20 protein-coding genes and 1 pseudogene are annotated in these 20,363 nt (G+C 59.3%); 9 read left to right on the top strand and 12 right to left on the bottom strand.

Annotated features, from left to right (window positions below; genetic code table 11):
* Nucleotides 1-16 precede the first annotated feature (16 nt).
* From ACYBHZ_RS11375 to ACYBHZ_RS11410, 8 genes are all read right to left on the bottom strand, one after another.
* On the bottom strand, nucleotides 17-1,669 hold the full coding sequence (locus tag ACYBHZ_RS11375; protein ID WP_460274398.1) for a thiamine pyrophosphate-dependent enzyme: 1,653 nt from the start codon (nucleotides 1,667-1,669) through the stop codon (nucleotides 17-19).
* A 41-nt stretch (nucleotides 1,670-1,710) separates the two neighbouring features.
* Nucleotides 1,711-2,934 carry an NAD(P)/FAD-dependent oxidoreductase gene (locus ACYBHZ_RS11380; RefSeq protein ID WP_460274399.1) on the bottom strand — a complete coding sequence of 408 codons (1,224 nt, stop codon included), beginning with the start codon at nucleotides 2,932-2,934 and terminating at the stop codon, nucleotides 1,711-1,713.
* Between the two features lie 9 nt (nucleotides 2,935-2,943).
* Complete coding sequence (locus tag ACYBHZ_RS11385) at nucleotides 2,944-3,360, bottom strand: hypothetical protein (protein WP_460274400.1); 417 nt, start codon at nucleotides 3,358-3,360, stop codon at nucleotides 2,944-2,946.
* Nucleotides 3,361-3,370: 10 nt separating this feature from the next.
* Complete coding sequence (locus ACYBHZ_RS11390; RefSeq protein WP_460274401.1) at nucleotides 3,371-3,568, bottom strand: hypothetical protein; 198 nt, start codon at nucleotides 3,566-3,568, stop codon at nucleotides 3,371-3,373.
* A 22-nt stretch (nucleotides 3,569-3,590) separates the two neighbouring features.
* A complete protein-coding gene (locus ACYBHZ_RS11395; RefSeq protein WP_460274402.1) occupies nucleotides 3,591-4,157 on the bottom strand; it encodes a 3-phenylpropionate/cinnamic acid dioxygenase subunit beta in 567 nt (188 codons plus the stop codon).
* Between the two features lie 12 nt (nucleotides 4,158-4,169).
* Nucleotides 4,170-4,991, bottom strand: a complete 822-nt coding sequence (locus ACYBHZ_RS11400) for an SDR family NAD(P)-dependent oxidoreductase (protein ID WP_460274403.1) — start codon at nucleotides 4,989-4,991, stop codon at nucleotides 4,170-4,172.
* Nucleotides 4,988-6,361 carry an aromatic ring-hydroxylating oxygenase subunit alpha gene (locus ACYBHZ_RS11405; RefSeq protein ID WP_460274404.1) on the bottom strand — a complete coding sequence of 458 codons (1,374 nt, stop codon included), beginning with the start codon at nucleotides 6,359-6,361 and terminating at the stop codon, nucleotides 4,988-4,990. Before ACYBHZ_RS11405 ends, ACYBHZ_RS11400 begins: the two co-directional genes overlap by 4 nt.
* Nucleotides 6,362-6,472: 111 nt before the next feature.
* Nucleotides 6,473-8,365 carry a TRAP transporter permease gene (locus ACYBHZ_RS11410; protein ID WP_460274405.1) on the bottom strand — a complete coding sequence of 631 codons (1,893 nt, stop codon included), beginning with the start codon at nucleotides 8,363-8,365 and terminating at the stop codon, nucleotides 6,473-6,475.
* Between the two features lie 291 nt (nucleotides 8,366-8,656).
* Between ACYBHZ_RS11410 and ACYBHZ_RS11415 the strand changes: the two genes are divergently transcribed.
* Nucleotides 8,657-10,054, top strand: a complete 1,398-nt coding sequence (locus ACYBHZ_RS11415; protein ID WP_460274406.1) for an FAD-binding oxidoreductase — start codon at nucleotides 8,657-8,659, stop codon at nucleotides 10,052-10,054.
* Between the two features lie 17 nt (nucleotides 10,055-10,071).
* Here the strand turns inward: ACYBHZ_RS11415 and ACYBHZ_RS11420 are convergent, their stop codons facing one another.
* On the bottom strand, nucleotides 10,072-10,359 hold the full coding sequence (locus tag ACYBHZ_RS11420; RefSeq protein ID WP_460274407.1) for a hypothetical protein: 288 nt from the start codon (nucleotides 10,357-10,359) through the stop codon (nucleotides 10,072-10,074).
* A gap of 313 nt (nucleotides 10,360-10,672) precedes the next feature.
* On the opposite strand from ACYBHZ_RS11420, the gene ACYBHZ_RS11425 reads away from it, so the two are divergent.
* Together ACYBHZ_RS11425 and ACYBHZ_RS11430 are read left to right on the top strand one after the other, a co-directional pair.
* Nucleotides 10,673-11,161, top strand: coding sequence for a MarR family transcriptional regulator (locus ACYBHZ_RS11425; RefSeq protein WP_460274408.1), 489 nt, complete (start codon nucleotides 10,673-10,675; stop codon nucleotides 11,159-11,161).
* Nucleotides 11,162-11,194: 33 nt separating this feature from the next.
* Nucleotides 11,195-11,298 (top strand): annotated as a pseudogene (locus ACYBHZ_RS11430) (IS30 family transposase); the annotation flags it as partial.
* A 78-nt stretch (nucleotides 11,299-11,376) separates the two neighbouring features.
* Here the strand turns inward: ACYBHZ_RS11430 and ACYBHZ_RS11435 are convergent.
* From ACYBHZ_RS11435 to ACYBHZ_RS11445, 3 genes are read right to left on the bottom strand one after another with little or no spacing between them, the layout of a single operon-like run.
* The gene (locus ACYBHZ_RS11435; protein ID WP_460274409.1) at nucleotides 11,377-12,117 is read right to left on the bottom strand and encodes a GntR family transcriptional regulator; all 741 of its coding nucleotides are present in this window, start codon (nucleotides 12,115-12,117) and stop codon (nucleotides 11,377-11,379) included.
* Nucleotides 12,114-13,094 carry an asparaginase gene (locus ACYBHZ_RS11440; RefSeq protein ID WP_460274411.1) on the bottom strand — a complete coding sequence of 327 codons (981 nt, stop codon included), beginning with the start codon at nucleotides 13,092-13,094 and terminating at the stop codon, nucleotides 12,114-12,116. The genes ACYBHZ_RS11435 and ACYBHZ_RS11440 overlap by 4 nt, the downstream gene beginning before the upstream one ends.
* Before the next feature lie 39 nt (nucleotides 13,095-13,133).
* On the bottom strand, nucleotides 13,134-13,964 hold the full coding sequence (locus ACYBHZ_RS11445) for a sugar phosphate isomerase/epimerase family protein (RefSeq protein ID WP_460274412.1): 831 nt from the start codon (nucleotides 13,962-13,964) through the stop codon (nucleotides 13,134-13,136).
* 200 nt (nucleotides 13,965-14,164) lie between these two features.
* Between ACYBHZ_RS11445 and ACYBHZ_RS11450 the strand changes: the two genes are divergently transcribed.
* The 6 genes from ACYBHZ_RS11450 to argH all read left to right on the top strand — a co-directional run bounded on the left by ACYBHZ_RS11450 (nucleotide 14,165) and on the right by argH (nucleotide 20,263).
* Nucleotides 14,165-14,917, top strand: a complete 753-nt coding sequence (locus ACYBHZ_RS11450) for an amino acid ABC transporter ATP-binding protein (protein WP_460274413.1) — start codon at nucleotides 14,165-14,167, stop codon at nucleotides 14,915-14,917.
* A 73-nt stretch (nucleotides 14,918-14,990) separates the two neighbouring features.
* Nucleotides 14,991-15,824, top strand: a complete 834-nt coding sequence (locus ACYBHZ_RS11455) for a transporter substrate-binding domain-containing protein (protein WP_460274414.1) — start codon at nucleotides 14,991-14,993, stop codon at nucleotides 15,822-15,824.
* Nucleotides 15,825-15,904: 80 nt separating this feature from the next.
* Nucleotides 15,905-16,567, top strand: a complete 663-nt coding sequence (locus ACYBHZ_RS11460) for an amino acid ABC transporter permease (protein WP_424988689.1) — start codon at nucleotides 15,905-15,907, stop codon at nucleotides 16,565-16,567.
* 2 nt (nucleotides 16,568-16,569) lie between these two features.
* On the top strand, nucleotides 16,570-17,301 hold the full coding sequence (locus ACYBHZ_RS11465) for an amino acid ABC transporter permease (RefSeq protein ID WP_460274415.1): 732 nt from the start codon (nucleotides 16,570-16,572) through the stop codon (nucleotides 17,299-17,301).
* Complete coding sequence (locus ACYBHZ_RS11470; RefSeq protein WP_460274416.1) at nucleotides 17,298-18,779, top strand: MmgE/PrpD family protein; 1,482 nt, start codon at nucleotides 17,298-17,300, stop codon at nucleotides 18,777-18,779. The genes ACYBHZ_RS11465 and ACYBHZ_RS11470 overlap by 4 nt, the downstream gene beginning before the upstream one ends.
* The gene (gene argH, locus ACYBHZ_RS11475; protein WP_460274417.1) at nucleotides 18,764-20,263 is read left to right on the top strand and encodes an argininosuccinate lyase; all 1,500 of its coding nucleotides are present in this window, start codon (nucleotides 18,764-18,766) and stop codon (nucleotides 20,261-20,263) included. Before ACYBHZ_RS11470 ends, argH begins: the two co-directional genes overlap by 16 nt.
* Nucleotides 20,264-20,363: the final 100 nt, after the last annotated feature.

Genomic DNA, 20,363 nt, shown 5'->3' on the forward strand with positions numbered 1-20,363 from the left:
TACATTTCTCCCCCGCTCAAAACAGATGGTTGTAGGACTCTTCGACCCCGCCGCCCATGGGCTTGAGCCGCAATAGAGGCCATGGGCTCGCCATAGGTCCGACGGGGGCCTCGATCATCAGCGGACCGTCCGAAGTCGCACTTTCAGCGACCAATGCGCCCAGCTGCTGCGGAGTGTCGGCACGTGCAAACTCCAGACCGAAGGCGCGTGCCAGATCTTCGAACTGCGGGTTGGCCAGTTCGGTAATGTAGTTGCGGCCGAAGGTCTTGGATTGGATCGATTTGACGTTGCCATAGTGGCCATCATTGAAGACAACCAGCGTCACAGGAAGGTTGTAGCGCCGCGCCGTTGCCAGCTCCTGTAGGCCCCAGCCAAAGCCGCCGTCTCCCGTGATCGACACGACTCGCCGTCCGGCCCCGCCGACTGCGGCGCCAAGCGCCGTCGGAAAACCATATCCAAGCGTGCCCTGGTAGCCGGGGCCGATCAGCGTACGCGGGGCCCGGCATTCAAAGGCGATACGCGACAGGTAGCCAACCTGCGTCAGTTCGTTCACAAAGATGCCGTCATCGGGTAGCGCTGTGCGCAGGGCATCGACATAGTCCCACAGAACGCCGGTTTCGACCACCTTGGCATGAGCCCAGGCCTTGATTCCCGCGGCCTGCGCGGCACTCAGGACCTCGCGTTTCGTGACCCCTGCGGCCAACGCACGGGCCGCCGCGCCGGCATCTGCCACGATTTCAAGCGCGCCCTTCCGGGCACCACCTAGATCAGCCGGATCGATGTTGATGTAGACAAAGGTCTTGCCGTCCTGTGGCCAGCTGGGATCCGGCGTCATGATATCCATGAAGCGCGATCCGATCACCAGCACCAGATCGGCACGGTCAAAGATTGGCCGCCCGGCGAGCGAGTTGAACGACAGCGGATGGCTATCGGGCACAGCACCGCGGCCGTTGTCGCTGGCCACGATCGGCGCTCCGAGGCGTTCAGCCAACTCGGCAATCTCTTTGCCTGCGTCCATCGCGCCGCCACCGATGTAGATCACCGGAAAGTCAGCCTTGTCGATCAGCGCTGATGCTTTGTCGATCAATGTGCTGTCCGGCGCTGTCTCGTCGGGCACGGCGGAGCAATTGGTACGAACCTCATCCGAGCGCGCCATCAGGATATCATACGGGATCTCGACCGCTGTGGGCCGCCGCCGACCCGACATGGCTGCCGCAAAAGACTCGTTGACGGCGCCGCTTACACGGTCGCGGTCCAGCACCAGTTCCTGTGCCTTGGTCAGTCCCCGCAGCACACCGCTCTGATCGGGAATTTCGTGAAGGTTACCATAGCCTTTGCCAATGGCATCGGAATGGATCTGGCCGACCATCATTACCACTGGCGAATTGCAGGCATAGGCCGTGCTAAGACCAGCCGTGGCGTTCAACATGCCCGGTCCCGGAACGACCATCCCGACACCGGGGCGCCCCGTGACACGCGCGTAGCCATCCGCCATATAGCTCACGGTCTGCTCGTGGCGGGGTACGTAAACTTTAAGCTCTGGCGCCGAGGCCAGGGCGTCCACTGCCCAGTCGAGCTGAATGCCGGGAATGGCGAACAGGCTGTCTGTACCGTTGGCTTGCAGAGCAGCGACAAGCGCCTCTCCTCCGGTCTGTGCTTCTTGGGTCAAATTTGTTCTCCACTTACTGAATTCTTGGGTCCGGCTCGCGCTCAGGCGAGGCGGACCGACTTTAGTGCCATAGCCGGATCGACGAGGTCGGTCGGGTCCGGGCTCTGGCCCCGGGCCAGCCATTTCTTCCCGATCATGTAGGCTTTGGGATCATTGATCGCGTCGACCGCCAGCAGGCCCGCAGGCCCGAAATACCAGTGCGAGACGGATCCCTCACGATCGCCCGGCCTCACGTGGATCTGGTCATAGCCCCGGTTCAGGCCAGCGATTTTCAGCGAAACATCGTATTGATCTGACCAGAACCATGGCTGAGGAATGTAGGATTCGGGCGCCTTGCCAAGGATATAATCGGCGACGAATTCGCCCTGATCACATGCGTTCTGGACGGACTCAAGCCGTGTCATTTCACCGCGATAGGGGAAAACGGCGCAATCACCGATCGCGAAAATATCGGGATCGAAGGTGCGGCAGCGGTCGTCCGTAGCGATGCCGTTCTGCACCGACAGTCCGGCCGAGCGTGCCAGCTTATCGTTGGCATTGACGCCGATACCAGCGACCACAAAATCCACTCCGACGGCAGAGCCGTCGGACAGTGCCGCCAATGCCGCCTGTCCGTCCTGAGCGATCAGCTTGTCGACGCCAACGCCTTCGCGCAGATCGACGCCGCGCGACAAGTGCAGGGCCCGGAACCAGTCGGCGGTTTCCACACATGCGACGCGGTTGAGGATGCGTGGCTGCACTTCGACCAGGGTGACCTCAAGCCCTAGGTCGATGCCTACCGCAGCCATCTCAAGTCCGATGTACCCGCCACCGACGATCAACAGGCGCTGCCCGGCCCGCATGTGACCGGCGAGAGCATCCGCATCGCCAAGCGACCGGAAGGTCATCACGTTCGGAAGGTGTCCGCCCATCTCTTCGGGCAGGCGGCGCGGCGTAGCTCCGGTCGCCAGGATCAGGCGATCATAGGGCAGATTGGCATTGCCATCAGTTGCAACGCGCTTGGCCAGCCGGTTGATATGCAAAGCTTGGGTATTCAGGTGCACGGAGATTTCATTCTCACGATAAAGCGCATCAGGCCGCAGCAGCAGGCGGTCACGCTTCATTGCACCTTTGAGGTACTTCTTGGACAGCGGCGGGCGCTGGTATGGCAGCTCTGATTCCTCGGACAGTATGTCGATCGCGCCGGTAAATCCTTCCGAACGCAGGCGAAACGCTGCCGAGGCGGCGGCCTGACCACCGCCGACGATGACGACATTCTCTGTCATGGGCTATCCCTATCTGAAATCGTTGGTGAGGTAGTCTTCTTCCCACTCACCGATGGAAACCTTGGCCCGGATCTCGCCCAGCTGGTCACATTCCAATGTTACCGATCCCGCGACCTCGCCCGAGTCCGCCAGATTCGCGACCTCGTTCGCGAAGATCCAGGCATAGCGTTTGGGCAGCCGCCATATCAGGTCGGTCGAGCCCTTGGAAACCTGCCACAGACCGGGCTTTTCCAGGCCACCCAGATCGCATTCCTCGATTGTGACCTGCGTGTCGGTTGAGAAGATCCCGTGATCGGTTAGCGCCAGCGAACCGCCCTCTTCTGAAAAGACCTCAAAGGCCCTGACCAGATTTCCCAGCTGTTCGGGCGTGCCCAGAACCAGCAAGATCGGGTGGAAGTCGCTTGGCATGAAACTCATGCGTAGCATGGTCCGCTCCTTATTCGGGTTCGTGAACTTCTTTGATGTCCTGGCTGTGGACCAGTTCGACTTCGCCATCCTCGAATTCGACGTTTAACCACTGGCCGTCATTCATGTTCTCTTCGACGACGCCGGACCGTCCATCATTCAGGTGGATGCCGGCACCTGCGGGCACTTTCAACAGGTCGGTCGTGGTATTGAGTACTAGTTTCGCCATGCGCGTTGTCTCCTTGGTAGGGTCAGAAAAAGGTCGACAGGTTCTTAGCCTGCAACACGTTCTGATCGAGGATGATGCGGCGGTGCAGCACCTTCCAGTCGCCATCGACCATCACCAGACGGTCGTAGCGTTTGCCGACGAAGAAATAGGTCTCGTATTCGACCCGGTTGAGGTAGACGATGAAGCGGCACGAGACCTCGATCTCGGTTGGTGCAGCGACCGACGGCGCCGCGGACTGAATCTGCACGTTGGTGATCAGATGCGAGGTCCGCGACAGCGGTTCTTCTGCATAGTGCACACCCGTCAGGATCTGCTCGACCCGCTTGGTGACGGTCCACTTGTCTTCGTTAAACCAGCTGATGCCCTCTTCCTCGCGGGTGTCCTCGCGCTCGGCATGCTGGCCGAACTTCACGTTGTGACGCATCGGCATAAAATACCGCAGGTCCTCGTGCAACATGTCCAGCCAGGCGGGGAACTGACGTGTGTCGATCAGCTCGGCTTCATCGAAATAGAATTCCTCAATTTGGCTGCGCAGAGCGAAATAGTCACTGTCGCGCGCGATGCGCGGTTGCTCAACTTTGGCGTCCATGAATTCTCTCCTTTATTCGGCACGTTTCGGCAGCGGGATCGAAGACCCTTGGTGCGCGAAACAGCCCACATCTATCGTCGTGCCGGAAATGGCCGCGGCCTCGTCCGACATCAGGAACCGAATGGCACCGGCAAGATCCTGGCCATTCATGAAACGTCCGGCGACCGTTCCGACCGCCTTGGACTGAAGCTTAGCCGCATCGCCCGCGACCCGACCCAGGCTCATCCCCGAGATGATGCCGCCGCCGCCCGGAATAACCATGTTGACTGCGATCCCGTCGGCGAAATGATCCAGCGCCATCGCCGTGGTCAGCGCGTTGAGCCCGCCCTTGCTGGTCGAATAGGCCGCCATGTTCGGCTTGCCCCAGCTGGCGCCGGAGCCGACATTAACGATCCGGCCCCCGCCTGAGGCAACCATCACCGGGATCGCCGCGCGGCACATCAGGTATGGCCCGATGAGATTGACCCGCAAGATCCGTTCGAAAAGCTCGGGATCGGTGTCGATCACCGTCCCCAGAGGTCCGATTGCCGCGTTGTTCACGACGCCGTGCAGGCGATGCCCTTCCTCCGTCGCCACAGCGATCACCCGCGCCACGTCCTCTTCCGAAGTGACGTCGCCGGCTAGGAAATGGACGTCGAGTCCCTGCGCGCGGGCCTCGGCATCCAGAGCAGCGACCGACGCCTCGGCAACACTCGACACCGGGGGGGTCTCCAGCCCGAAGCCAATCACCCGCCACCCTGCTCGTGCGAGGTAGAGCGCCACGTCATTTCCAATGCCGAAGGTGGCCCCGGCCACGATGATCGTGCCGGGATGTGTGTCAGACGGCGCGCTCATTCTGCGGCCAGATCTTTCTGGAACCGCTCGTCGCCGGCACCCAGCAAAACGTCCCAAGGTTCCATGTCGAGATGCTGAGCCCAACGACGGTAGAAGCCCACGGCCATGTGTTCGGTCACCTGAAGCGACACGTCGCCGCGCACTTCTATCCCATTGACCACGGGGTTCAATTGCGATGCGGTCATCGACTGCGTGTAGTTGAAATTGTACCGCCGCGCGATCGTGCCGGTCGAAGCCTTTGTCGCATAGAGCCAGTTCTCCATGTCGTCTTGTTCGGTCATCCCAGCCGGGCCGGAATAGCGCATATAGTAGGTCCGAAGGAAATCCTTGATCTTGGTCGGAGCGTCGGCATCCACCAGGAAGAAGCGCCAGCCCTCGGTCTCGTTTGCCGAATGCGGATGCCATGCGCAGAGGCTTCGCGGTTGCCGCCCATGATACGAGGTGTTCGGAAAGATGGTGCCGACGAAGGGCAGGAACCGGGCCTGTTCACCCAGACGCCGCTTACGCTCTTCGTGACAGTGGCGGAAGTAGTCCGCAATCTCAGGGTCGTTCTTGAAGGCATCCGTGAACTCATAGCCCTCGGGTTGGATGGCCGAGTGCACCCCGTGCCCCGCCGGGAAGCTGCACCAGACGTGCTGAGCCTGCTCAAGTTCGTTGTCGCGACGGCCCTTGACGCCTTCTAGCGCCGACGGTCCGATGCCGATCATATCGACCGAGCGGTGGCTGGGATTATGGTAGGTGTCGCCCAAGAAATTTTCGGCGGCGAACTTCCAGTTGGCCGGGAAGACCCACTTGTGCACGCCGATCACCTCGGACCCGCCGGGGCGGCCGTCACGGCAATCAAGCGCCTGGTCGAGGTGGACCTTTGCATCGCCCAGATAGGTCAGGAAGTCCGGCGCTTCGGGATCCCAAGTGGCCCAGATCGACCCTTTGTAATTGTAAAGCTTCGCCACCTCGATCAGAGACCAGTCATCCCGGTCCAGGTTGCCCTCATAAAGCGCCTTGTAAAGCGGAATGCCGCGGATCCGCCCGTCGGTGGTATAGGTCCAAGAATGATAGGGGCAGGTGAACAGCGAGGTGTTGCCGGATTCGTAACGGCAGACCTTCATGCCGCGATGGCGGCAGCTGTTCAGGAAGACGTGGATTTCATTCGCCTTGTCGCGGACGAGGATCACCGATTCCTCGCCCATACGTGACGTGAAGAAATCGCCCGGATTGGGAATTTGCGATTCATGGCCGACGAACAGCCAAGCGCGGGTAAACAGGGTTTCCAGCTCTTTGCGGTAGATGTCTTCACTGACGAAGATCTCGCGGCTGATCTGCCCGTTCTTGTAGTCGACCAGATGACCGGCTTTGTCTGACAGTGGCATATCAAGGCTCCTTCTGACACGTGGCGGTCGAAACCGCTTTCAATTACGTTAACATGTTTACTAGTTGGGTCAAGGGAAAAACCGTCTTTTCGGCCCCGCCAGACCCGGATTTCAAGCCTGCAGCGCAGGCATCAGAGGGTCCTTGCTAAAGCGCAGAACCACCAGCGACACGCCGACTGCCACAAGGCTCGCCAAGATCGGCATAATCCCTTCGGGGCCGAAGAAAGCTGTCGAAGCAATGACCCCCAACCCCAGCACGGTGAGGACCGCACCGTAGAGCGCGCTTGGAACGCCGGGAAAGGGCGAATTCACCATCGACAGTTTCAGTACGAAGGCCCCGGTGACGGCATTGGCCAGCATGATGACGATGGCGAGGGTCGACCCGTCGAGCAGGATCGCCGGGTTGTAGACCCAGACGAAGGGCAGGATGTAGGCGACGATACCGATCCGCATGCCCAAGAAGCCGGTCTTCCACATGTCCGCCTGTGCCAGTCTTGCCGCGACGATGCTTCCGATTGCGATCGGCGGTGTCACCATGCTCATCAGCCCGAAGTAGAGCAGGAACATATGTGCCGCGATGGCATGGACGCCCAGTTCGATCATGGTCGGCGCGACCACCGTGACCAGCACGATGTAGACCGCCGCCGTAGGCATGCCCATGCCGAGCACGATCGCGACCAGAGCGGTCAGGATCAGCAGGACAAACAGGCCGTACTGGCTTGCGACATGGGTCAGCGCCAGCGACAGCTGGAAGGCGAACCCGGTTGAATTCATCAGGCCGATGATAACGCCAGCGGCGCCACCGATCAGCAACAGCGGGTAGAATTCGGTGCCGAGCGCGACCAGCGCCTTCCACAGGGACTTAAGGTCGACCCGGAAGCGCACCTTGATGGCGTGGATTACGAAGATCAGGCCCGACACCATCAGCGCCGAAAGGCCCGGATTGTAGCCGGTCATGAACAACAGGTAAAGCAGCGCCGCGACCGAGATCAGGATCTCCCACCCGTCACGGATGGTCTCGCGCAGCGGCGGGATCTCGGACTTGTCGATACCCTTGAGGCCGTTCTTGATCGCCAGCGCATCGACCTTGAAGAAGAGCACCAGGAAGTACAGGAAGGCGGGGATTGCGGCGGCTTTGACGATGTCGGAATAGGGGACCTGCAACACCTCAGCCATGATGAAGGCCGTGGCCCCCATGATCGGCGGTGCGATCTGTCCGCCGTTCGAGGCGACGGCCTCAATCGCGGCGGCCTGCACGCGGGTCAGCCCGGTGCGAATCATCATCGGAATGGTGAAGACGCCGGTCGACATGATGTTCGCCACAGTCGAGCCGGACATTGACCCGAAGAATCCCGAGGCAACGATCGCCACCTTGGCGGGCCCGCCCCGTCGATGCCCGACCGCGCCGAGTGCGAGGTTATTAAAGAAGGTCATGCCGTTCGCGATCTCGAGCATCTTTCCGAAAACCATGAACGGGAGCACCAGCGTGACGATCACTGTCAGCACCAAACCCGGTACGCCATTGCTGTCGGCATAGAGATACATGATCGTTCGCGTCGGCGAGAACACCGAGGCTTGCAACATTCCCGGAATGACGTCGCCGTAAAGCCCGTAGGCGGTCACAATCCACACCAGCCCGGCGATCACCAGACCCATGGACTTGCGTAGCGCCTCGGCCAGAAGAATAAGCCCGATCATGCCGGGTATCCACATGTCCGGGGTCCGGAAGGCCATCGTGACCATCCACTCCTTGAAGTTGTAGGCATACCAGACCCACGCAGCCAAGCCCATCAATGCGAGCACCAGATCGAATGCGATATATTTCTTCGAATATGGATGCGAAAGCAGGCCGGCGGCGACGCCGAAACCAAGAAGAACGGCCACGACCTGTTGGGTCACGACAGGGACCCCGAACATCTGGGGCAGGTTCAAAGCCCAAATGACCCCGAGAACCGGGGCGCATGCGATCACTATAATCCGTATGGTGTTGCTGACTTTACCCATTGGCTCAACTCTCCCGTAGCTTGCAGGTACGGTTGGGCGCACTTGAAATGGTCAGTCGAAATCACCCGCGACGGCACCCTGACCAGTCCTAAGATCTGGTCGGGCATGCGATGCCAATGCGGGCTCTGCCCGTCTGATCCTCCCTGCGTCCTCCCACGCATTTGATAAACACGTTAACTATATTGCACTCATGCGTCAAATGCTAAAGTGTATTTCCAGCAAAGCATTCACCAACCAGCTCCAGACACCCGGCACGCGGGAGCCTGGAGGATTAAGAGGAGCCCCGTCCATATGTCTGAAATCCTGCAGAGCTTCCTGGCCGCATTCCCCCAGGGCGTGATCCTGTCACCAGCCGAGGCCGGGTCCTACATCTCGGATATATACGGCGAGGCCGAGGCGCCCTGCCTTCTCGTGGCGCGCCCGACCACAACCGAAGAGGTCTCGCGCCTGCTGAGAATGTGTCACGAGCGGGCGATTCCCGTCGTGCCCCAGGGCGGCAACACCAACGTCTGTCGCATGGCGGTTCCGACCGGCAGCCGAGCTGCAGTGGTGCTGTCGCTCGGGCGGATGAGCCGGATCGAGTCTCTCGATTCGCAGGCGGCGACAGTGACGGTACAGGCGGGTTGCCTGATCCAAACACTACAGGAGGCCGCTCTCGACCACGACCTGCTGTTCGCGCCGGACTGGGGCGCGCGGGGCAGCGCGACGGTCGGCGGCGCGGTCGGAACCAATGGCGGCGGGCTGAATGTGTTGCGGTACGGCACGACTCGCGAACAGGTGCTTGGTCTTGAGGTCGTCTTGCCTGACGGTCGCGTATGGGACGGGCTGCGGGCTTTGTCGAAGGACAACTCCGGCTACGACCTAAAGCAGCTGTTTATCGGGTCGGAAGGCTCGCTCGGCATTGTAACGCGGATTGTCTTCCGCTTGCACTCCGCGCCGAGCGTCAACCGTTCGATGATGGTCGCTCTACCCGACCTGAGCCGCCTGCCCGACCTGTTGACGCTAGCCCGGAGCAAGGCCGGCCGGCAGCTGAGCGCGCTCGAGCTACTGCCGGGACTGGGCGTAAAGATGGCGCTCGAACGCTATCCCGACCTGCGACGCCCCTTCGACGCGGTGCCGCCCTGGAGCGTCCTGATTCGCCTTTCTGACATGGCCGAGGTCGAGCCGGCACTTCTCGACCTCTTCGAGGCCGGGCTCGAGGCGGACATCTTCTCGGACGGCGTGCTGGCCCAGTCTGTCGCTCAGGAACGCAACCTGTGGGAAATCCGCGAACAGATGATGCCGCACCAGTATTTTCCGGGCATGACGATGCTCAAATGGGATGTCTCGGTGCCGGTCAGCCAGATCGCCGAATTCATCACCCGCGCCGACGCGCTGGTCGCTGAAACCTGTCCCGGCGCTACCCCCTATGCGGTCAGCCACCTCGGGGACGGTAACGTGCACTACAGCGCCTTCGCCGATCCCGCCACGCCCGGCTTCGAGGAGATGAGGCAAGAGACCCTGCGCGCCATCGACGAACTGGTCTGGTCCTTCGGGGGCTCGGTCGTGGCCGAACACGGGGTCGGGTCCGTCTTTGTCGACCGGATGCGTGGCCAGAAGTCGGACGTGGAATACGCCCTTCAACAGGGCATCAAGCGCATGATCGACCCGGACGGGCTAATGAACCCGGGCAAGCTGATATCCGGCTGATCCAAGAGCGCGGCGGCTCAGGGTCGCCGCAGCTTCGCCGTCAGCGCACTTGCCGCCAGCCAAAGCGGTACCAGCTCGGCGATCCTGAACAGGAGCAGCGTGATCGGATGTTCCGACCCGAGGCGCAGGATGTTCCCCTCGGTGATTAAGAGACCCTGCCGGCGCATCGAGAGCCCCGCGAGACCGCCACAACCACATCTTCGCACCGTTGATTGGCACGACACCTTCATCAAGGCGCCGCCTCTCTGCTGCAGTGGACGGTTGGCTTGATGCAATGTGCCAACCGTCCAAACCGGCTCACTCATTTGCGAACGGTTTCCCGGCTGACGAATACGTCTCGCTCGGCGAGCAGAGACTCTACATCCGCCGCGCTGTGCACGAACCGGCGGCAGATCCACGCAGCGTAAGCGACGACTGCGCGAAAGGACCCGGCAATCTTTCAAGCGGGGCATCTAAGCTGGTAGCTTCATGACGGCCGTCAAAACTCCACCGCAACCGATGGCAAGTTGGCAATGCCTTTCGATAGGCACATAAAGTATGTCAATACAGCGAATCAAGTTTCCCAGATGGCTTGCCACTCGCTGTGAGATTTAAACATTGTTTGCAAGAGGTTAGTAAATGACACAACCTTACACCGAAGGCGAGACGCCTTTTACAAGTGTTCTCGGCGATCTGAAATATGTTGACAGATCTCTCGCCGTTGCGTGCACACGCGGTCGCGAAGCCGTTGTGTCAAGGTTCAGGCAGATGCTGCGACGAGCAAATTTATCGGAGCAACAGTGGCGTGTCCTGAGGATACTTTTTGACGAGGATGCCAGACACAAACGTCAAATGCTTACTTCGGCTGATATTGCGGAAAAATCTTGTATTCATAAGGTCAGCATCTCCCGAATTATTAGGTCGCTAGAAGACCGCGGATTGATCAGCCGGAGCGCCCATGATGTCGATGGCCGTGCGAACTATGTCCAACTGACCGCCAAGGGTCGAGCAGAATTGGAGCCGCTGGTCGCCGAAGCCACTTTAATCCACAATCAGATCGCTCGTGACTTCGGCTTCGAGAATTACGCAAAGCTGTTGGACTTGCTGCACAAGCTTGCCAGCCTTTAATCCCGGAGTGGTCCGGGATCTGCCCCTAGCAACGTCTTGTTGCGCAACAACGACCGCAAGTCACGGCCTCTGATGAACCTGATCCACGAGTTGTCTCCCTGCCCGCACAAGCCCGACACAGCATCACGTTTGGCCGGAGAGGGGCGGGAATTCACATTCTGGCGCTAATTGTAAAAAGGCATGGGCCTCAAGGCGTGGCTCACGAAGCGCACATCTCATGATTTGCGCACGAAACTAAACGAGAACGCAGAACCGCGATGATAATCCTTGGCAAAAATGACACGGGTTCCATCCTCGGCAAAACAGGTTTCCTCGATCAAAAGAGCGGGACCAAAATTTTGTAGGCCATGCAATTTTGTTGGCATGTCCGGGAGCATCGTTGCGGTGATGCTTGCTGTGGAGGCAACAGGGCGGCGATCAATCTCTGCCATCAGCGTCACGATGGATCCGGCCCAATTGGCTTCGCGCTGTTCGCCGTTTTTAAACAAATGAGTGGGAATACAGTCGACTGAATAGACCAGAGGTTCGTCATTGGCGTGGCGCAACCGTTCGACCCGAAGAACCGGAGCTTCCGGGGCCAAATCAAGCGCGGTTGCGACCTCTTCGCTCGCGGAGACTGTTGAAAAGCCAAGGATGCTGGTTTTTGCACTGTATCCGTGACTGCGCACCATCTCGGAAACGCTTTCAAACTTTGTAATCGGCCGCGCAATCGTCAGCATCGCGCCTGCTGATACGAAGCGGCCTTTGCCTTGCTGGGCTTCGATTACGGAGTCGCGTTCGAGAAGTTTAAGGGCTTCGCGCAGGGTCGGGCGGGAAACGTGAAATCGTTCGCTCATCACCTTTTCAGAGGGTAGCTTGTCGCCGAGAGACAGGGCGTCTTCTTGGATCATCTCTAAAATGCTGGTTCGAAGCCATTCGATCCCGCTTGGTTTCAGTTTTTCCACACGGTCGGTCATCTAGCACTTACCTTGTCAAACAACTCTGCAACTTCTACGGGAGTTTTTTGTCGTGACACGCACAATTGCAAGAGAATTCTCGCTTTTGACGGCGATAGGCATGCAGCGGAAATAAAGCCGTGGCTTTGATTTCGACTGTTTTCCGGGACACGGCCAGAGGCATGGGAAGCGGCGATCACAATGCCGCCCTTTGTCTTTGACCAGCGTTCAAGGGCCTGCGCCTGTACGCTTGTCGCATATCCAGGCGCGAAACCGGCCATGACAATGCCTTTGGTCCCGGCGGCGAAAAACGCTTCCAATGCGACCGTGTCCCCACCGCTATGACAAAACAAAATATCGACGCGTGGAAGGTCAGACAACTTATGCCACGCTGCAAGTGGTGCAGGCCTCAGATGTGGAACAACAGGGCGGAAGAGGTCCAACGTATTCCCCGTGAACCGCCCAAGAGGGCCGCGCCAAGGCGAGCGAAAACTGTCAAGCGCGGCATTGTCGAATTTTGAGACATCGCGCGGATCATGCAGCGTGGCATTGATCGCAACAACAACTCCGGAGCCCGAAATGCGCGGGTCCGCGGCGGCCTTGAGCGCGTGGAACAGGTTCATTGGCCCGTCGCTGCCTTGGGCGGAGGCCGGTCGTTGGGCGCCTGTGACGACAAGTGGCACCCCGAGGTCCCAGACGAGCGAAAGGAAAAACGCAGTTTCCACCAAAGCACCCGTGCCATGCGTCAGCACAAACCCTTGAATGTCGGGATGCTGAGCAAGCGTCTCGCGGCAAGATGTATAAATGTCACGCCATTTCGCGAATCCCATGTCGAAACTTGGGACCGGATCGAAGGGCACTTCGGTGACGCGAAAGCGTTGGTCGAGATGACCGAAGCAACGCATCACCTGAGGAGCGGTATAGCTGCCCGCCTGTCCATAGTCACAGATTTCAAAAGGGTCCTCGGCGAGGGCGGTGAGCGTGCCGCCGGAGATCACAAGGCCGATATGCGGAAGGTCAGTCATAAGTGGCTCTTTCTATACACTTTGCAGAAGTTCAGAACGGGAGTGCGCAAGGGGCGTGCGGGGATCAAGCCAGTAGTCTGAACTTACGAATTCAAAGCTGTAGGTTCCAGTATATCCTGATTTTTCAAGGCTATGTATATAGTCCGCAAGGGGGAGTGTTCCGTCGCCCCATGCCATATGACCTTCGGGCGTCCCGTCGCAAACATGGACATGGCGCAAACTGTCGCCAAAGCATGTGAGATATGTGTCAGGCGTTTCTCCGGCTGCGGCCATCGCATTCAGGTCCAGGATTGCCGCGATCTGATCTGAGCCGATCTCCTCCATCATGCGGAGCAAATCTGCGCTCGAAACGATCAGGTTGGATTCCGTTTTTGACAATGGCTCAAGCAGCAATGTCACACCTTTCTTTTGGGCCTCTTGCGCAAGCTTGCCCAGTTGATCGCGGGCGCGTTTCCAAGCTTCGGCGGCTGGCTGCTTTGCATAACCCCATCCGGCGGTGATGAGCATCTGGGAGCACTCCAAAGCCTCTGCAACCTCAAGCGCGCGCAAGAAATACGCGTGGCTTCTGCGTGCGGTGCCGGGATGTTCGGAGGCAAGATTTATCGGGTACAAGCATTGTTCTGGCGTCAGGCAGATGAGCTCCAGTTCGCGCTCCAATAAGAGTTGCTTTGTGCGCTTGATGTCGTCGCTGGTCGCATCCTCCAGGCAGAGGTGCGGCATGCCGGCCCAAAGTTCGATTCTGGAAAATCCAAGTGCGGCCGCATCATCGAGAAAGTGAGGCAGACTGTGGCGAAAATAATGGATATTCATGGCAGACAGGCGCGTGGATAGGGGGTCGGACATGAGCTGCGATTCCTAATTTGTTTGACAACATTAAGCCCTCTTTCGGCGACACCTTCAATTAAAACCTAAGATAAATAAGGAATTTTTGGTTTTTGAAGAAAATTCAAATCCAGCATTGACAGGAAACAAGACGTTATGATGATGTGTTGTCAAACAAGTTGAGGTAAATCACGATCCTCACAAAAAACGAAAGGTCAGGGATGTCTGAAGCTTCGGGAGATCAGGGCGGGATTCAATTCCGAAAGGTCAATAAGTGGTTCGGATCAATGCACGTTTTGCGCGATATTGATCTGGACGTGGCAAGTGGTGAAAAAGTGGTCGTATGCGGCCCCTCTGGCTCGGGAAAATCCACGATGATCCGCTGCATCAATCACCTCGAAGAGTATCAATCGGGCTCAATCGTGGTGGATGGCATCGAGGTGAATAACCACAAGGCCAACATCGACAAGGTGCGCCGCCGGGTCGGGATGGTGTTCCAGAACTTCAACCTCTATCCTCACCTGACCATCCTCGACAATTGCACCCTCGCGCAGCGTTGGGTGCGGGGCAAATCCCGCACCGAGGCCAATGAGCTTGCCATGCATTACCTCGAACGCGTTCGCATTCCCGATCAGGCACATAAATATCCAAGCCAGCTTTCCGGCGGGCAACAACAGCGGGTGGCAATCGCACGCTCTCTGTGCATGTCGCCGGAGATCATGCTGTTCGACGAGCCGACGTCTGCGCTCGATCCTGAACTGGTGCGCGAAGTTCTCGACACGATGGCAGAATTGGCGGGCGAGGGCATGACGATGATCTGCGTCACCCATGAGATGGGCTTCGCGCGCCAGGTCGCGGATCGCGTGATTTTCATGGATCAGGGCTCCGTGATCGAAAGTGCGCCGCCGAATGAATTTTTCGACAACCCGCGCGAGGAGCGCACGCAGCGTTTTCTCAGCCAAATCCTTCACTGAACCCGCAAGAAGGTTCAGGCCAAAGGGCAAAACGCCCTTCACCACAAACCAAAACCAACCACAGGGAAACCCCATGACATCCAAATTTTCTTCTGTTGCTGCCCTTCTGATGGCAACCAGCACCCTTGCAGCCCCGGTCGCAGCGCAAGACTTTCCGCCACTTCCCGAGACCATACAAGAGCAAGGCGTCATTCGCATCGGCGTGAAATGCGACAGCCCGCCCTTCGGCGCGTCCGGTGTCGATGGCACGCCCATGGGGATCGAAGTCGAAATGGCCAAGAAAATCGGCGAATACGCCTTTGGTTCCGAAGATGGCGCTGAGCTGTCATGTGTCACCAGCGAGGCGCGTATCCCCTCACTGAACTCCGGAAAACTTGATCTCATCCTCGCAACTCTCGGTCGTTTCCCGGCCCGCGAAGAGGTCATCGACTTCTCGAACATCTATTTCTGGGGCACGTCCAACGTGCTCGTTCAAGGAGACAGCCCGGTGGAAAAACTGGCCGATCTCGAGAATAAGACGCTCTTGATCGTCAAAGGCGGCTCCCAGATCAAGTGGCTCGAAGAAAACATTCCGGGCATCAAGATGATGCAACTCAACACCACGGCAGATGGTGTTCAGGCTCTGCTGCAAGGACGCGCGGACGGTTTTGTCGGCGATGGTGGCCTCGTTTACACGCTCGACTCGAACTATGACGACCTGCGTGTGGTCGAAGAGGGGCTTGATCTTGGTCAGAACGGCATCGGCCTGCGTAAGAATGAGCCTGAACTGATGGCCTTCGTGAACGCAGCGCTCGACCAACTTCGTGAAGAAGGGTTCTATGAAGAGGTCATCCCCGAATTCGTCGAAGAACCGGCCGTTGTCGAAGTGATGAAGCGCGGCTTCCTCGAAGAACCGCCGCATATGTGATCCTGAATCTACTTTGGGGGCCGGCATCGTGGCCCCCAAATATCTCCTCAAGCCATGAATCGAAACGGATCTCTGCCATCATGATAGACTGGGCCTATATATGGGAAGCGGTGCCGGACCTGATCAACGGTCTGGGCATGACGCTGCTCGTCAGCTTTCTCGCCATTATTTTTTCTCTGCTCGCGGGGGCTGTCGGCTGCGCATTGCGTGTGTCATCGGTCAAGGCTTTGAATTATCTCATCGCCGCCTATGTCGAATTCATCCGCGGAACGCCGTATCTGGTTCAGGTTTTTTTCGTCTTCTACGGTCTGCCGAGCCTCGGCTTGAAACTGTCGATTTTCTGGTCGGGCGTTGTCGCGCTTTCGATCTGGGCAAGCGCCTTTCACATCGAAAGTTTCCGCGCCGGACTGACCTCTGTCAGTAAGGATATTCGCAATGCCTCTGCCTCTTTGGGGCTGCGCGCCTGGCACCATGGGCTATTCGTGGTCTTCCCGATTGCGGCACGCTCTGCCTTGCCCTCAACGCTCAACACGGTCGTGAGCACGATAAAGAACTCAGCCTATCTGCAAGCCATCGGGCTTGTCGAGTTGACCTTCGTGGCCGTCGATCGCATCGCTTACGAATTCCGTTCCATCGAGATGTTTCTGGCGATTTGCGTCATCTATCTCGCTGTTGTGCTCGTCGTTTCGGCGCTTGGGCACCGTCTCGAACGCCGCCTCGACCGGCCGTATGTGGGAAGGTAACCATGTCGCTCCTTTATGAATATCGCCTCTTCCTGTTCTCAGGTTTCATCAATACCCTCCTGATGTCCCTCACTGTGGCTCTGGGTGCCACCGGGATCGCCATCCTTCTCGCAACCATGTTGCAGTCGAAAATCCGTGTGATCAAAACGGCGGGCTACACGCTGTGCGAGGTGCTGCGGGACATTCCGCTCATGGTCAACGTGCTGATGGTTTATTTCATCTTGCCGCTGATCGGTCTCGGGTTTGGCCCGTTTTGGTCGGCCTGTATCGCCATATCGATCTGGGGCGGGGCCAATGGGGCACACATCCTGCGCGCGGGTCTTCAGTCGGTCGGCTCCGGCCAGCGCGAAACGGCCGCCGCGTTCAATTTCGGCCCGATCAAGACCCTGTTCCTGATCGTTCTACCGCAGGCCATGCCCGTGATCATTCCGCCCTATGTCAGCCTTTTGACCGCTGTCGTTCAGGCCACGTCTCTGGGCGCAATTGTGGGCGCGCAGGAATTGCTCCGCGCCGGTCAAATCCTGATTGAACAAACAACGATCATGCGCGGCGGCAGCCCGGCCTATCTGGTCTATGGTTCGATCCTGGTGGTTTATTTCGTCCTGTGCAGCCTGATCTCACTCGTCGGTGCCCGTGTGGAGGCCTATTATCAGCGTCCCTATCGTGGCGCGGGCGCTCAAAAGATTGACAAGAAAATCCAGGACATCGAAGCGTCGATGCAGACCAGCGCATGACTCTGTCGCCCACCATATCCCCTCGTTCCGGGGTTCCCCTCCCCGGGGCCTCACTGGCCGGAGGTTCGCTCGAGATACGCCTGTCACATCTCGTCGGGCTCCCGGTCGGGGAGAGTGAGCGCCGGGCGGCCACGGATGCGATCTGCGACACGCTCGCCGTGGCGCTTGCGGGGGCCGCCGATCCTCGCTCGGATCAGCTGATGAGTACGCTTGCGACCGCGCGTGAGCCTGCGCCCGGCCTGAGTTTTGTACTGGGCACGGATCACTGGCTGTCCACCTCGGATGCCGCGCTTTATTTCGGGTTTTCTGCGCATCTTCTGGACTATGACGATGACGAAACGGAATTGGCGATGGCGCATCTTTCCGCGCCAAGCCTGGCTGCGACTTTGGCGGTCGTCAATCGGTTCGGACATACTGCCGATGAGGCCCTGTTGATCGACGCTTATGTGACGGGCTGCAAAGCGATGCTGCTTTTGGGGGCCGCGTGGAACCCAGCGCTTCATACCGCCGGGTGGCATCCGACCTCCGTTTTAGGTGTGTTTGGGGCAACCCTTGCTGCAGCACGGTATATGGGGCTGGATCAGGCACAAAGCCTTTCTGCGATCCGTCTGGCCGCCTCGCTCGCATCGGGTGGACGTGGTGCATTTGGTGGCATGGGCAAGCCGCTTCAGGTCGGCCAATCTGCGGCCTCCGGCGTGCGCTGCGCTGAGTTGGCACAAGCTGGATGGCCGGGCAGTTCAAAGGCGTTCGATGGCCTTGCCACCGCGCTGTTCTCCCAAGGCGCCGTGACCGCAGACGCGGATGTCTCTGAGTTTCCGCCAGAGGGCTTTGTCACCAAGCTCTACCCAAGCTGCACCGCGACCCATGCGGCGATCTACGCCACGCTGACGCTCTGCGCCGGGGTGTCGGAGCACGATCTGCCGCAACGGATCACTTGTGCGCTCGACCCGTGCGCCCTCGCGATTTTGCAAAGCTCCCTGCCGCGAAGTGGCGATGAAGGCCGGTTTTCTCTGGCCTATTGTCTGGCCACCGCGGCCGTGACCGGGCGTGTCGGGCTGGCCGCTTTCGAGGCAAAGGCGTTCCAAGATGGCGCCCCAGCCGATCCGCGTGTCCGTGACATGATAAGCCGGATCGACATTGCCGAGGCGCATGATCTGCCCTTTGGGCCCAGCGGCATTGCGACCGGGGCGCATGTGACGGTGTTCGCGGGAGATCACGAGACACATAGCATGACCACAGAGGCCGCGCCGGGCAGTCTGAGCCTTCCGGTGACGGCGGGCGATCTCTCGGACAAATGGTGCGATTGCCTCTCGCGATACATGGCAGCGCGATATGGCGTCCTCACCAACACCGATATTGCAGCGGACCTCCTTCCAATGCTGCGCAACGCCATGACCCCCGGAGGTCTTAAGGCGCTCCAGAGGCGGCTGACTGAAACAACATCAATTCAAGGCAAGCAAGAATGCAAAACTCCGTAAGTTCCCGTCTGGCCGAAGCGACCGCACCGGAAGTCGCTCAGACCATTTATGCCCCTCCGATGCGTGGGTTTGACGCCGTGGCGCTTGAGCGGATGTGCGCGCTCAACGAAGCCCACGCGCTCATGCTCGCGACACAGGGCCTGATCGCGAAAGAGATCGCAGAGGCGATCCTCAAAGGCATTGCGCAAGTGCGGGCCGAAGGGCCGGAAGCAATTGACCTCGACCCGCAATTCGAAGACAGCTATTTTGCTTTCGAGAACCGTTTGGGGCAGATCATTGGCAAATCTGCCGCTGGCTGGCTTCATATCGGGCGCAGCCGCAACGACATCGGCTCGACGCTGGACCGGATGGCGGCGCGGGACTGGTGTCTGCATCTTTTGGAGCAGGTGAACGTCGCGCGTCAGGCCTGTCTTGCAGCGGCAGAACGCCATGCCGAGACCGTGATGCCCGGCTACACCCATTTGCAGCCCGCCCAACCGATCACCTTCGGCTATTACCTCGCCAATGTGGCGCGAGGGATGGAGCGGGAATATGATCGAATCGCCGCTGTCTACTCGCGCGCCGATGCCTGTGCGCTTGGTTCAGCGGCCTTTGCCGGCACGTCCTTTCCAATTGATCGAGGCATGGCGGCGGAGCTTCTGGGGTTTGCCGCGATTGCGACACCGGGTCTCGATGCCGTTGCCTCGCGCGATTATGTCACCGAGCTTCTCTGGGCCGTCACCAGTTGTCAGGTGTTGCTGTCGCGTGTGGCGCAGGATCTCTACACCTTCACGACATGGGAATTCAGCACCTTGCGCTTTCCCGACAGTGTGGCAGGCACCTCCTCGATCATGCCGCAAAAAAAGAACATGCTGCCTTTGGAATTCTTCCGCGCCGAAGCGGGCCGCAGTATTGGCGCGCTGAGCGGGTCGCTCTCGGCGGTCAAAGGGTCGAACTATTCCATCGGGCTCGACAGCGTCCGTGAAGGGTTGACCGACGCCTGGCCAGTTTTTGCACGGTTCGCGGAGGCCTTGCCGCTGTTGCGCCTGATCTTCGAGACCGCAGAACCGAATGCGGAGATGCTTTTGGCGCGCTGTTCGGCCAACTTCTCGACCGCAACCGATGTCGCGGACGGTCTGGTGCGCGTGCATGGCGTTTCCTTCCGCGACGCCCATCACGTCGTTGGCCGCGCGGTCCAGATGGTGATCGCTCGGGGGGAGGATGCTTCGGGTCTGGACGTCACCACGCTGAATGCCGCCGCAGAGGCCGAGATCGGCCGTACATTCGACATCTCAGAAGAGACCCTGCGCAGCTGGACAGACCCGACCTCTGCGGTCGCAAACCGCGTTGTCACCGGCGGTCCCGCCCCCGTTTCCACCCGCGCGATGATTTCGGAGATGACAGGTCGTCTCGAAGAGGATCGCGCCGCCCTTGAAACCCGTTCCTCTCACCTGCGCCACAGTGCGCAACAGCTTTCGGAGCGTATTGCCACCTATCTAGGCTGACGTCGCCCCGCTCTAACGCCCTGAAACGGGCAAGCCGTCGCCCCATACGGGGCGCCGGACAGATGAACTTTGCCCAAATCGGGCCACATGCAAAGGAAAG

Source organism: Celeribacter sp. ULVN23_4 (assembly GCF_054788345.1).